Origin of the sequence: Pseudoalteromonas marina, from assembly GCF_000238335.3 — a bacterium.
Lineage (GTDB): Bacteria > Pseudomonadota > Gammaproteobacteria > Enterobacterales > Alteromonadaceae > Pseudoalteromonas > Pseudoalteromonas marina.
This window is the reverse complement of sequence record NZ_AHCB03000005.1, coordinates 26,963-39,767: the sequence shown is the minus strand read 5'-3', so window position 1 is coordinate 39,767 and position 12,805 is coordinate 26,963. Positions and strand designations below refer to the sequence as shown.

Annotated in this window: 12 protein-coding genes; 4 read left to right on the top strand and 8 right to left on the bottom strand. The window is 38.9% G+C overall.

Going from position 1 to position 12,805, the window contains the following annotated elements; translation table 11 throughout:
- Window positions 1-13: 13 nt before the first annotated feature.
- A complete protein-coding gene (locus tag PMAN_RS00255; RefSeq protein ID WP_010557985.1) occupies window positions 14-1,084 on the top strand; it encodes a phosphotransferase enzyme family protein in 1,071 nt (356 codons plus the stop codon).
- A gap of 256 nt (window positions 1,085-1,340) precedes the next feature.
- Here PMAN_RS00255 and PMAN_RS00250 read toward each other — a convergent pair whose 3' ends face one another.
- From PMAN_RS00250 to pmbA, 3 genes are all read right to left on the bottom strand, one after another.
- Complete coding sequence (locus tag PMAN_RS00250) at window positions 1,341-3,416, bottom strand: M13 family metallopeptidase (RefSeq protein ID WP_008133226.1); 2,076 nt, start codon at window positions 3,414-3,416, stop codon at window positions 1,341-1,343.
- Between the two features lie 242 nt (window positions 3,417-3,658).
- A complete protein-coding gene (locus PMAN_RS00245; RefSeq protein ID WP_010557986.1) occupies window positions 3,659-4,138 on the bottom strand; it encodes a DUF721 domain-containing protein in 480 nt (159 codons plus the stop codon).
- 90 nt (window positions 4,139-4,228) lie between these two features.
- Window positions 4,229-5,578, bottom strand: a complete 1,350-nt coding sequence (pmbA, locus tag PMAN_RS00240; RefSeq protein WP_010557987.1) for a metalloprotease PmbA — start codon at window positions 5,576-5,578, stop codon at window positions 4,229-4,231.
- A gap of 144 nt (window positions 5,579-5,722) precedes the next feature.
- Between pmbA and yjgA the strand changes: the two genes are divergently transcribed.
- Entirely contained in the window at window positions 5,723-6,256 is a 534-nt protein-coding gene (yjgA, locus tag PMAN_RS00235) for a ribosome biogenesis factor YjgA (RefSeq protein WP_006793069.1), read from the top strand.
- Between the two features lie 114 nt (window positions 6,257-6,370).
- On the top strand, window positions 6,371-7,744 hold the full coding sequence (hemN, locus tag PMAN_RS00230) for an oxygen-independent coproporphyrinogen III oxidase (RefSeq protein WP_010557988.1): 1,374 nt from the start codon (window positions 6,371-6,373) through the stop codon (window positions 7,742-7,744).
- Between the two features lie 73 nt (window positions 7,745-7,817).
- Here hemN and PMAN_RS00225 read toward each other — a convergent pair whose 3' ends face one another.
- From PMAN_RS00225 to PMAN_RS00215, 3 genes are all read right to left on the bottom strand, one after another.
- Window positions 7,818-8,333 (bottom strand): DUF2489 domain-containing protein, encoded by a 516-nt coding sequence (locus PMAN_RS00225; RefSeq protein ID WP_010557989.1) that lies wholly within the window; start codon window positions 8,331-8,333, stop codon window positions 7,818-7,820.
- A gap of 13 nt (window positions 8,334-8,346) precedes the next feature.
- Window positions 8,347-8,940, bottom strand: a complete 594-nt coding sequence (gene yihI / locus PMAN_RS00220; RefSeq protein WP_008133239.1) for a Der GTPase-activating protein YihI — start codon at window positions 8,938-8,940, stop codon at window positions 8,347-8,349.
- A gap of 739 nt (window positions 8,941-9,679) precedes the next feature.
- Complete coding sequence (locus tag PMAN_RS00215) at window positions 9,680-10,312, bottom strand: c-type cytochrome (protein WP_006793065.1); 633 nt, start codon at window positions 10,310-10,312, stop codon at window positions 9,680-9,682.
- A 280-nt stretch (window positions 10,313-10,592) separates the two neighbouring features.
- Here PMAN_RS00215 and yihA point away from each other — a divergent pair, with 280 nt between their 5' ends.
- Window positions 10,593-11,270, top strand: a complete 678-nt coding sequence (gene yihA / locus PMAN_RS00210) for a ribosome biogenesis GTP-binding protein YihA/YsxC (RefSeq protein ID WP_010557990.1) — start codon at window positions 10,593-10,595, stop codon at window positions 11,268-11,270.
- Here yihA and PMAN_RS00205 read toward each other — a convergent pair.
- Window positions 11,267-11,785 (bottom strand): DUF1285 domain-containing protein, encoded by a 519-nt coding sequence (locus PMAN_RS00205; RefSeq protein ID WP_010557991.1) that lies wholly within the window; start codon window positions 11,783-11,785, stop codon window positions 11,267-11,269. The two genes, yihA and PMAN_RS00205, sit on opposite strands and share 4 nt — an antisense overlap.
- Window positions 11,782-12,369, bottom strand: a complete 588-nt coding sequence (locus tag PMAN_RS00200; RefSeq protein ID WP_010557992.1) for a YceI family protein — start codon at window positions 12,367-12,369, stop codon at window positions 11,782-11,784. Before PMAN_RS00200 ends, PMAN_RS00205 begins: the two co-directional genes overlap by 4 nt.
- Between the last annotated feature and the right edge of the window lie 436 nt (window positions 12,370-12,805).

Here is a 12,805-nt window from a genome sequence, read left to right as displayed (position 1 = left end):
TAAGTGAGTTACAATGAATAACACTGTACAAAATACGTTGAGTAAACTGCTAAAACTCAACCCTGAAACAACTCAGTTGAGTACCATCAGTAGCGGTCATATCAATAGCACATGGCTACTAACACATTTTGAACAGCGATTTATTGTGCAAAAACTTAACACTCATGTATTTAAGTACCCAGCTCAAATTGTCAGTAACGCACAACTTATAGAGCAACACCTAAATACTAAGCAGAAGCAAAACAACTATCCGCTCGATATTGTTAAACACATTAGCACAGGCAACAACGCGTATTTAACCATGCTTAATGAAGAGCCATATCGCGTACTTAACTATATTGAGCACAGTTACAGCGAGGATGTTGTTAAAAACCCAGAGCAAGCGCATCAAGCCGCTTTGGCCTTTGGTACTTTTGCAAGTGCCTTACACGATTTTGACACAGCCACACTGCATACTGTGATTGATGATTTTCATAATTTGGCTATGCGCTTTGAGCAGCTAAAAACAGCAATGACGCATAGTGATGAAAGCAGGCTTAACCGCAGTAAAAAAGACATTGAGTTTTGCTTATCGCAACAACACTTAGTTGATGAACTTAAAGCTATAACTCAGCATTTACCTATTCGAGTTTGCCACAACGACACTAAAATCAATAATATGCTCTACTGCAGTAAAACTCATAAAGCGAAAGCTGTTATTGATTTAGACACCTGCATGCCTGGTTTTTTATTACACGATTTTGGCGATATGGTACGTACATTTTGCTGTGCAGAAGCAGAGGATTCGACAAGTCTTGATAAGGTTGTTATTAGAAAAGAGGTTTTTGAAGCACTCGTTAAAGGTTACTTAGCACCACTCAAACCAATATTGAGTAAACAAGAACAGCTCAGTTTACTTTTAGGCGCTAAAATAATGCCCCTGATGCTCAGTGTGCGCTTTTTAACAGATTACTTAAATAACGACGTGTACTTTAAAACCGCACACCCTGAACACAATTTAGTACGCACTCAAAACCAACTCGCTTTATATAAAAACATTTTAGTTAACGAAGCATGGATGTACAAAACCCTAATGAAACAATAAAGTAAGCGTTTAAAATTTCGTATCAAAAAAGCCAGTAAGTTAAACTTACTGGCTTTTTTATTCACTGGTTTTTAGTTAACTAATACCAATCTGCTTAATTAAGTGATCTATTTTGAGGATAGATAAACGTGTTGATAGCTAGGCAAAAAATTCGTTATTTAGTTATTCTAAATGAGAATTTTTTAACGCAGATAACGACACTTTTAGCCCCTAAAAATAATCAAGTATTATTGCGAATTGGTATAACATTATCTGATTACCAAATTTTTACGCGATCTTCTGGTTTGATATACATTTTGTCGCCTTCTTTTACATCAAACGCTTCGTAAAACTCTGGCATATTAGACAAAATACCAATGACACGATAATGGCTTGGTGAATGCGAATCGGTCATTAAACGGTTACGTAATTCTTCATCGCGGTAGTTACGACGCCAAATTTGCGACCACCCCATAAAGAAGCGTTGATCGCCTGTGTAACCATCAATAACTGGTGCTTTATTATCACCTAATGATAGCTGATATGCCTTATATGCGACTGTTAACCCACCTAGGTCACCAATATTTTCGCCAAGCGTAAGCTCACCATTTACATTCGCATCGTCAAACGGTTTGTACTTGTTAAATTGCTCAACTAACGCACCTGAACGCTCCTCAAACTGTTTAAGGTCGCTTTCAGTCCACCAGTTACGTAAATTACCATCGCCGTCGTATTTAGAACCTTGGTCGTCAAAACCGTGACCAAGTTCGTGTCCAATTACCGCACCAATAGCACCATAGTTTACCGCATCATCCGCTTCTAAGTTAAAGAATGGCGGTTGTAAAATAGCAGCAGGGAATACAATTTCGTTGTTTACCGGGTTGTAGTAGGCATTCACTGTTTGCGGTGTCATGTACCATTCTGAACGGTCAACAGGTTTGCCTAATTTGGCAATCATGTCTTTATACGCCCATTGGCTGTAACGAATGTAGTTACCTACTAGCTCGTCTGAATTAATTTCAAGCTCAGAGTAATCCTTCCACTTATCTGGGTAGCCAATTTTAGGAATAAATTTGTCTAGTTTTTCCTGTGCTGCAATTTTTGTTTCAGGTCCCATCCAATCAAGACCTTCAATTGCAACGCTGTAACCTTTAATTACGTTATCAACTAGCTCTTCCATACGTGCTTTAGCTTCAGGCGGAAAATTGTCTTTAACGTACACTTTACCTAAAATTTCACCTAACACACTGTTAGACGCATCTACGGCTTTTTTCCAAAGTGGTGCTTGCTCTTCTACACCACGTAATGTCGTACTGTAAAAGTTAAATTTAAGGTCAACCAAATCATCATTTAATAGCTGCGCATAGCCACTCACAAAATGAAACTTAAGGTAGTTTTTCCAGGTTGCTAAGTCGGTGTTTTGATAAATACCACCCAGCGCTTCTAAAAAGCTTGGTTGGCGCACAATAATATCAGCGGTGTTTACACCTGCCTCTTTAAAAAATGTCGATAAATCAAGCTCTCCAGCAAGCTTATCTGCCTCTGCTAGGGTCATTTTATTGTATGACTTAGTTGCATCACGGCTTTGTACACGGCTCCACTGCGCATCAGCAATGGTTTTTTCAAAGGCAAGTACGCTTGCTGCTGCTTGTGCGGCCTCTTTGACACCCGCTTTAGCTAATACATCAGTTATGTATTGCTCGTAAGAGGCGCGAATTTTAGTAAATTTCTCATCGTCTTTTAAGTAGTAATCGCGATCAGGTAAACCCAAACCAGATTGAGATAAATACAAAGCATATTCGCTTGAATTTTTAGCATCGTTATTGATAAACCAACCAAACGGTAAAGTGCCGCCTTGCTGTTGAATAGACGCCATAAGGCTAATTAAATCAGACTTAGATTTTACACTATCAATACTATCTAGCGACGGTTGCAGCGGTGTAACACCAAGCTCATTACGGGCGTTTTTATTCATATAGCTTTTATAAAACGCGCCAATTTTGTACTCGTCGCTGCCTTTTTCAGCCGACTTATTGGCCGCTGCGTTTTCAAGCGCCGTTTTCATCGCTTTTTGCGACTCATCATATAATTGCGAAAAAGAACCATAGTTAGACTTGTCACCTGGAATTTCGGTTGTTGCTAACCAAGTGCCATTTACATGGTAGTAAAAGTCATCCTGCGGGCGAACTGAGCTGTCCATATTAGCCAATTCAATACCTAGCTCTAACGGTTTTTCTGCCGGTGCTGTTGCTGCTTGAGTGTCGGCTACTTGGGTTTCTTGTTGTTTTTCGCCACAACCTACTAAGCCAAGCGCAAGTGCAATACTTGCAGCGGCCATTGTTACTTTATTCATAATTAATCCATTTGTTAGTCAATTTTATAAATTGCTCATACCAACTCCATTAAGCTCTTTCACAAGATAGCAGTCAGCTTTTACTTAATGGAATGGGCATCAACTTACACTAATTATTGAGTGCAATAACGCTATAATAAACCTGATTTTGAGAACATTGAAATAGATTATGTAACAAAGTATTTTGAATGAGATAAACGTTCTAAATTGCCCTATCAATAACTTAATAAAGTAGCCGGCAATTAACCCTTATTTTTACCGTGTAAGGCCAAACGTTGTAACTTCTCTTTTAATGAAGGTGGTGCTGAGTCGGCAATCGCATTTAAATAATCGGCTGTTTGCTCACTCATTTTACGTGAATTTGTGACGGCGGCTGATGCGGGTTTGTTGGCCGAACTTAATCGCTGAGTTGCCTGTGGATTAGCTGTGATTTTAATTTGCCCTAGTTCGGCCATCCCTGCCGCTCTAAAGTGCGAAAGCATATCCATTTTTAAATAATTAAGCCGAAGCGCTATCGGGGCCGATACCGCTTCAATCATTAAAGTGCCATCGCGATAATTACTTACGCGGCACTTATCCCCTAATTTAGGGCCTAAAAAACCTTTAAGTAAAGTTTGCTGAGTATCAAGAGCTTGGCTTTTACCAGCGTAAGCCGACAGACGGTTGTTTAGGCCCGCCATAATATCGGTGAGTGGTTTTGGTGCGTATCTATCTTTAGCCATTAAATATCTCAACTCGTACTTATTTACACACTTAATTTAGCACCATCAGAGTAAACTAAAGTGTGTCCATAATTAAGCATAAATCAGGTATTAAGCACCCGCTATTTGCATTTGCTCGATTAGAACAGAGCCTGTTTGAATGCCGCCTCTGCGCTCAATATCACCACCGATAGCAGAAATACCTTTAAACATATCTTTTAAATTACCGGCAATCGTAATTTCACTTACCGGATATTGAATCTCTCCATTTTCAACCCAAAAACCACCAGCACCTCGAGAGTAATCACCTGTTACTGTATTTACGCCTTGCCCCATAAGCTCGGTAACTAACAAGCCGGTACCCATTGTTTTTAACAATGCTTGTAAATCATTATGCGTTTGTTCTACTAACCAGTTGTGAATACCGCCGGCATGACCTGTCGGGGTCATATTCATTTTACGCGCGGCGTAACTTGCTAATAAGTAAGTTTGTAACTCACCACCTTGAATTATTTCACGATCAACCGTTTTAACACCTTCGCTATCAAACGGTGATGAAGCTAATCCTTTTAAAATATGCGGACGTTCAGCAATATTTACACAATGACTAAATACTTGCGTACCTAAACTATCGAGTAAAAAGCTCGACTTACGATAAAGTGCGCCACCGCCAATCGCTGACACTAAATGACCAAATAATGAGTTTGCAATATCAGCCCTAAATATAACCGGGACTTTCATTGTTCCTAATTTTTGGCTGTTTAATTTAGCCAATGTTTCTGATGCGGCTTCAAGCCCAACCGCTGCTGCATCAGTTAGACCGGCTTGATCGCGGGCAACCGTGTATGCTGAGTCGCGTTGCATTTGTTCACCATCTTTACCAATTACCATGGTGCTGATGCTATGACGAGTGCGAGGAAAACCAGCAATTAAACCATGGCTGTTCCCATAAACACGAAGCCCTTGATGCGATGAAAAACTCGCACCATCAGAATTTACAATACGTTCATCAGCATTTAATGCCGCTTGCTCGGCAGTATGGCAAAGCTCAATACCTTGTTCTGGGCTTACATCCCAAGGGTGGTATAAATCGAGATCTTGTGGATTAAACTCAAGTAGCTCTTTATCGGCGACCCCATTGAAAGGATCGTCTGATGTGAACTTTGCAATATCAATGGCTTTTTCTACTACTGTGCGCAATGTTTTAGGATTTAAATCAGCCGTTGAGGCAGAGCCTTTATTATTGCCAACATAAACACTAATACCCAGGCCACCATCTTGGTTAAACTCAATGGTTTCTACTTCACCCATTCGTGTACTCACCGATAAACCCGACGTGCTAGACATTGCAGCTTCAGCTGCTGTAGCACCTAATTTTTTAGCATGTTCGAGTACTTCTGCTACCGCATCTTTAATCTGCGATATTTGAGAATAAATTGGATCGTTTTGTTGGCTTTTCATAAATTAAGTCCTGAGCCTTAGCGGCATAATGCATGCATTTCTTATAGTTAAATGCTAACACACTCACTGCACCACATCAGCTAATATTAATCACTAAAAGAATGGCGTATAATGTCGCCAGTTATTTTTATTTAAGAGCACCCCATGGCGAAGAAAAAAGGCAAGCCTGCTGAAATTGAAGAAGAAATTGAATACGTATCAAGAACAGAGCTTAAGCGCGAAGCACAAGAATTTCATCAGTTAGGTTCTGAAATTGCCAAAATGGGTAAAAAGCAGCGTGAGCGCCTACCATTAAATGACGATTTAAAAGAAGCGATGGTTGTTGCTGATAAAATTAGTAACAAAAGTGATGCATATCGTCGTCATTTAAATTACATTGCAAAAACGCTTCGCACAGTAGAAAACATTGAAGATATTAAAGCTATTATCGATGTAATGCTTAATAAAAATAACCAAGCTGAAGTATTGGTTAAAAAAATAGAGCAACTGCGCTCAGACCTAATAGAACAAGGTGATAGCCTTATAAACGAGACTATTGAGCAGTTCCCATCGCTTGATCGTCAAAAAATGCGTCAATTAGTACGTAATGCAGCAAAAGAAGTCAAAGCCGAAAAGCCAGGTAAAGGCTATAAAGAGCTTTTTCAGTATTTAAAAGATGCGCATACCGTCACGTATTAACGCGTAATACGTTGTGATAAAAAGGTGCTTCGGCATCTTTTTTGTTATAGATCAACATTTCTCCTTAGTTACTTTTTTATAATCACGGCTCTAGTTAAAACTTAGGTGTGCGTGATGATAAAACTTCCTCAATGGGACCAAGCTCTCATTAATAAATACAATGTGTCTGGTCCGCGGTATACATCCTACCCTACCGCATTATCTTTGAATGAGGGATACGATAAACACGATTTAATCAGCGCTGTAGAATCATCTCAATCTCGTTCGCTTTCTCTATATGTTCACATTCCATTTTGCAGTCAGCTTTGCTACTACTGTGGTTGTAATAAAATAATCACTCGCCACCAATCTAAAGCCGATACATATATAGACTTTTTAGCAAAAGAAATTGCCGCACAAGCACCTTTGTTTAAGCACTACAGCGTTGAGCAACTGCATTTAGGTGGAGGCACTCCTACCTTTTTAACCCCTCAACAAATGAAACGCTTAATTACCCTGCTCGAACAGCACTTTAATTTTACCAGCACAACAGAGCGCGGTATTGAAGTTGACCCACGATCGCTTGCTGAAAATATGTTGGTTGATTTAAGAATGCTTGGTTTTAACCGAGTGTCGTTTGGGATTCAAGACTTTAATGACGACGTGCAACTTGCAGTTAATCGCCCTCAACATGCCGATACCGTTAAGCAGTTAATTATTCAGGCACGTGAATTGGGCTTCAAATCAATTAACGCCGATATGATTTACGGGCTTCCACTGCAAACCCCCGAAAGCTTTAAACAAACAATAGAGCAACTCATTGAGCTTAGCCCCGATCGTGTTTCGGTATTTAACTACGCTCACTTACCAGAGCGATTTGCCGCACAACGCAAAATAAAAGAGCACGACTTACCAAACGCTCACGACAAGTTAACCATGTTTAAAAATACCTTAGAGCAAATGACACAAGCAGGTTATAAGTTTATTGGTATGGATCACTTCGCGAAAGCAGACAACGAGCTGGCTATCGCACAAAATGAAGGCCAATTGCATCGAAACTTTCAAGGTTATACAACGCATGGTAATTGTGATTTATTAGGGCTAGGTACATCGTCTATTTCACAAATTGGCACCGCTATTTTACAAAATAAAAAAGAGCTAAAGCATTACTACCACAGCATTGAAACGCAAAGCGGCTGCGCACTTAGTAAAGGTATGCATTTAACCCATGATGATGTTATTCGAGCGGATGCTATTAAGCAGCTTATTTGTCAGTTTGAACTAAATATAGACGAGTTTGCTAAAAAGTATCATATTGAATTTGATACCTACTTTGCGGAGGCATTGGTTTCTCTTAAACCACTTATAGAAGATAACATTTTGATTATTGAAAACAATCACGTCAGTGTTACACCACGGGGTAACTTATTCATTCGTATAATTTGTATGTGTTTTGATGCCCACTTACAAAATAAAATCAACGCAACGCGTTTTTCTCGAGTCATTTAATCCCCTAATTAAATATTATTTGGGCACAAAAAAAGCATACCGAGGTATGCTTTTTAAATGTTATTTACGAGATTTAGTTAAAAACTACGTTTTCACTGCCTGGAGCAGCTTTGAACTCAGAGATAATTTTAACGCAATCAGCCTTAATCTCATCACTGTAGCTTTCTTCTGCGCGCCAACGCGCCGTGTCTTGCTTAAATATTTCTTTTTTAGAATATTTTTTGCGGGCATCGTGTGTCGGCATTTCTTTTACCACTTGGTACATCTTATAAATGCCAGAGTACTGTATGGTTAAATCTCGCTCGTCTTCAAAGCCATATTGCGACATAAGCACCCACACGCGCAAACATCCCTCTGAAAACTCACATTGTTCTTCTTTCATTGCACGCGCAATTAGATGAATACTGTCGGCAAGCTTAGCATTTCGCTTTAAACGAGATGCTGCAAGCTTTTGCTTTTGCTCTGCTTGCTTTTTAGCTATTAACTTTTTTTGTGCACTTAACTTGTACAACAACTGACCCGCATAAAATGCCAAACCAGCTATAATAATAGCGCCTAAACACAAGGCAACGATCACAGCAGTACTCATTGATTACCCTTAATTACTTATCTTCGTCTTCATCATCGTCTAGCCATTCACTGGCAAGATCGTTTGATAAATACTGGTCGAAGTCTGAATTACTCTCTTCGCCAAAGTCATCTTCATCATCAAACTCGTCTTCATCCTCAAGGCCTAATAATTTGCATAGAACCTGATGGCGAGCAATTCGACTATTAAAGTACTTAGCATCTTTACCAGTCAGCATCTCACCGCCTTCATGACGCTCAACCAACTTAAGTAAGCGTACATCATTTTCAAGCTCTTCAAGCTCTTGCTCTGGTGTAAGCTCTGGCTGAACTACTTTTTTAAGTTCAACCACTGGTTTTAAGTTACGTTTCATTTCTACTTTTGGTTCAGCAGCAACAGGCACTAAAGACACCGGCTTTTTACTACCAATACGTTTATCTCTCGAACCTGAATGCGATGTTTGGTTTTGTTCTTCAACCAAATCTGGCGCATTACGAGAACCAGGCTTAGCACCTTTGGTTTTTTTAACACGCTGTTCTTTTAACGCACGCATTTCTTTAAGCTTATCTTGGCTTAAGCGAACAGGTCCATTTGATGGGATTTTGCGTGACTTTTTCTTTCTACTCATATCTTGATCATCTCACTTAAGAGGTTTTGAGCGAGGCGTATATTAATAGGCATCGCAATGCTGGCATAGCCAGAAGAATTCAGTTTGCGCTTTAGAGGTTGGGCTTCTCTTTAACATGACGCACTAGCATATTGCTAAACGGTGGGTATTGTAACAGGACAAATAAAAAGGCGGTAGAGAAAACATCTCTACCGCCTACTAATCTGAGCGCCATAAAATGGACACTTCTCCCTTCGACTTTTTAGTCTTTGTTATTTTTATTATTATCAGTCCGTATTGTTATTATTTTTACGTTCCTTGTTTCATTCCATTTTGTTTTTATTATTAAACTTCCATGAGTTATTTTATTATTTTCGGTCATCCTGACTCTTTTGTAGTATTTCCTTTAGTAGCACAATCTTTGTGCTATGTAGTCGTGCCGCGCTACTTTCCTTATAGCTGTTTCCATTTTTTTATTGTTTTTTGCGACAGCTGTTAATTTACTCGTTAATAATTTTGTTACAACTGGTTTATATCTTTTTTCTTACATTACAGCCATACATAAATAAAAGCCTATTTAAATAACAACAACTTAACAAATAAAAGACATTTAAAATAAGACTTTTACCATACATCCGCATGGTCAATGTCTCACAAAGTGAAAGACGATATCGCGAATTTCAGACACAAAAAAAGCAACCGAGGCTGCTTTTTTTCATATTACACTGTAGTTGGTATCTAAATTTAGATAAATACGACTTTAGTGTAAACCGCCTAAGTACTTAGAAAGCACTTCAATGTCTTTGTCTGTTAGCTTTTTAGCGATGTCACCCATCATACCGTTTAGGTCATTATGGCGTGTACCATTACGAAACTTTTCAAGCTGAGACTTTATGTACTCTGGGTGCTGAAAAGACACTTTTGGAAACTTAGCTAACGATGAGCCGTTACCACGAGGACCATGACACGAAGCACATGAAGGAATTCCTCGCTCTGCATCACCCGCTTTATAGAGCATAGCGCCAACTTCAACGACGTCTTTAGGTGTTGAACCCTCTGACATGTTTAGTGACGAAAAGTAAGCTGCCAGATCTTTCATGTCTTGTTCGCTTAGTGGCATTGCCATTGCGCTCATTACAGGATCCATACGGCCTTCTTTCCCGCCTGATGTCATACCTAGTTTCAAATCCTGAAGTTGCTTTAGGATATAATCTGGGTGTTGGCCTGCAATTTTAGGGTAAATAGTAATCGGTGCATTACCGTCTGGGCCGTGACATGCCGCACACGTTGCTGATTTTTGTTTACCTGCGTTTACATCGCCATCAAATGCTGTTGCGTTGCTTGCTGACAACGCACCAAGCAATATTGTTAAAGATAGTGCTATTTTTTTCATGGTGAATTCTCTGTTCCCGACCCTGTATCATCTACAATCATGATGTTGCAATACATATATTCTACACGATAATAAATTCTCTGGCACGTTTTCTACACATATTAAGCTTATAATTTACAGGGTTTTGACTAAGGTGAAGCTTTAATATGCTTTAAATGTACCACAGACACTGATTTAAGGTATTTAAATACGCTTTTTAATACATCTTTTATAGTATAAAATACGTGCCCTAAGTAAATTTGGTTTACTTAACGTTATTTTTAAAGTTTTAGGAGAGCCTGTGCTCAAATCTCGTATCAAATATAATACCGCGTCTTTCGTTACAAGCGCTCCAGACATTACTAAATTACCTGCTGATACGGGAATTGAAGTTGCGTTTGCGGGTCGTTCTAATGCAGGTAAATCAAGTGCGCTTAATGCATTAACCGATCAAAAATTAGCACGTACGAGTAAAACCCCTGGGCGAACTCAGTTAATTAATACCTTTGAGTTAGCTGATGTTGATAACATGCGCCTCATAGATTTACCAGGCTACGGTTTTGCCAAAGTACCAATTGAAATGAAGAAGAAATGGCAAAAGTCATTAGGTGAATATCTTCAAAAACGCCAAAGCTTAAAAGGAATAGTTGTTTTAATGGATATTCGTCACCCATTAAAAGATTTAGACCGCGACTTAATTAATTGGGCGATTGGAAGCGAAATTCCAGTATTGGCCCTGCTAACAAAAGCTGATAAATTAAAGCAAGGAGCAAGAAAAGCACAAGTACTACAAGTTCGCCGCGAACTAAGCGAGCTGGACGGTGATATTACTGTCCATGCATTTTCATCTTTAAAAGGCACTGGATTACCAGAAGTAGCTAAAAAACTAGACGAGTGGTATTTAGGCCCCGTTATCGCGGTACCACCTGCAGAAAAAGTATCTGACGAAAGCAGTTCAGACACAAACACTGCAAGCTAACTTAAGTAAAACACCTCACCTGCAGATTGAATAAAATAGCCGAGTTCATCAGACTCGGCTTTTTCTGCCCACTGATAAAACACACTTCTTGATATACGTGCACTACAACCAAAAGGTAATATTAAATAAGGTACTTTAGCGCCCTTATAATTTTTTACCCGTAAGGGCTGCTGCTGGCAAACAATCCACTGCCTGGCTAAATTATCAATACAACACAAAGCCTCGCCTTCATTAGTTTGCTTTAAAAACCAATCAACAATAATAAACGGCGCATCTTCTACTGTAATCGTTACTTTTTCGATAGGTGTTTTTAAATAAAAATGTGCCCCCTCTTTGCACAATACAGAAGCAAACAATTTGACCATAGGTTGTCTTGTTATTTTACTACCCTCATAAAACCATTCCCCTTGGTCGTTAATAACGATTGGCAACTCACCACAATGAGAGGGTTGCCAACTATCAAAGGGCTTACTCGGCTCACTTAACTGTTTACTGAGCTCATTAAGCGAAATCACTGTTTATTAAGCGTTAATGCAAATGAAACTGGGATAGCCGTTGCAATCGAAGGCAAACTAGCAAGCTCTTGTAACTGTTTAACTCCCTCTGTCACACCAAAGTCGCCACTATTTATGATGACTGGCGTGAATGAAGCAAGCGTCAAATCACCACTTTTATTGCTATTTACCAGCACATCAATTGAAAGTGATTTTTTGTTACCATGAAAATCAAGCTCTGCGCTAATACCTTTTAATACGTAACTACCCGGTTTTTTAATTATTGCTAACGACGGCTTCAAATTAGCGGTTAGCACGGCTTTTGGGAATGTATTTACTTCAAATAACAGGCTTGTAAGCCTTTGATTACGAATAGGTATATACGTTTCTACTGATGCTAAATCTATATAAACATTAAACTCACCTTTATCGTTAAGCTTACCTTCGATTGCAGTGAAATGATGGGCTTCAGCAATCGTGTCTTTCTTTATAGAAACAAAACTTACTTGGCTTTTATCGTTGTCTAGCAGCCAATTAGCAAAGGCAAAATTAGACATAAATAAACTTGATAACGAAAGGCCTGTAATCACTAACGCTTTAAACATAACGCACTCCTTTAAATACATAGATCAAGGTAAAACCTCATTGAATACTATCATTTAGAAATAGCTTAAACCATACTAAAATATGAGATTGTAATATCGTAACTAATACTCGCTATAATTACGGGATTTAAACGTAAAGGTGATCACAATAGCAGTAATAATTAGGTCGAGAATACTGAAAAGTGCGGAATAAAAAACGGCCTAATAAAAGGTTATTAGGCCGATATAGCAAACTGGGGAGTCGCTAACAATTTGTTGCATCTTTACAGACGCATCATCAACAGGATGTCCTACAGAGTAGGACGGGCGGGACTTTAACAAAAGCGCGCATAAAAATACAATCATATTCTGCATTAATAGTTAGAATTGACGAACATGTAACCATTTGGCATAAATAATTACCTATTTTAACCAATTATTAACTAAATTCTGTTTA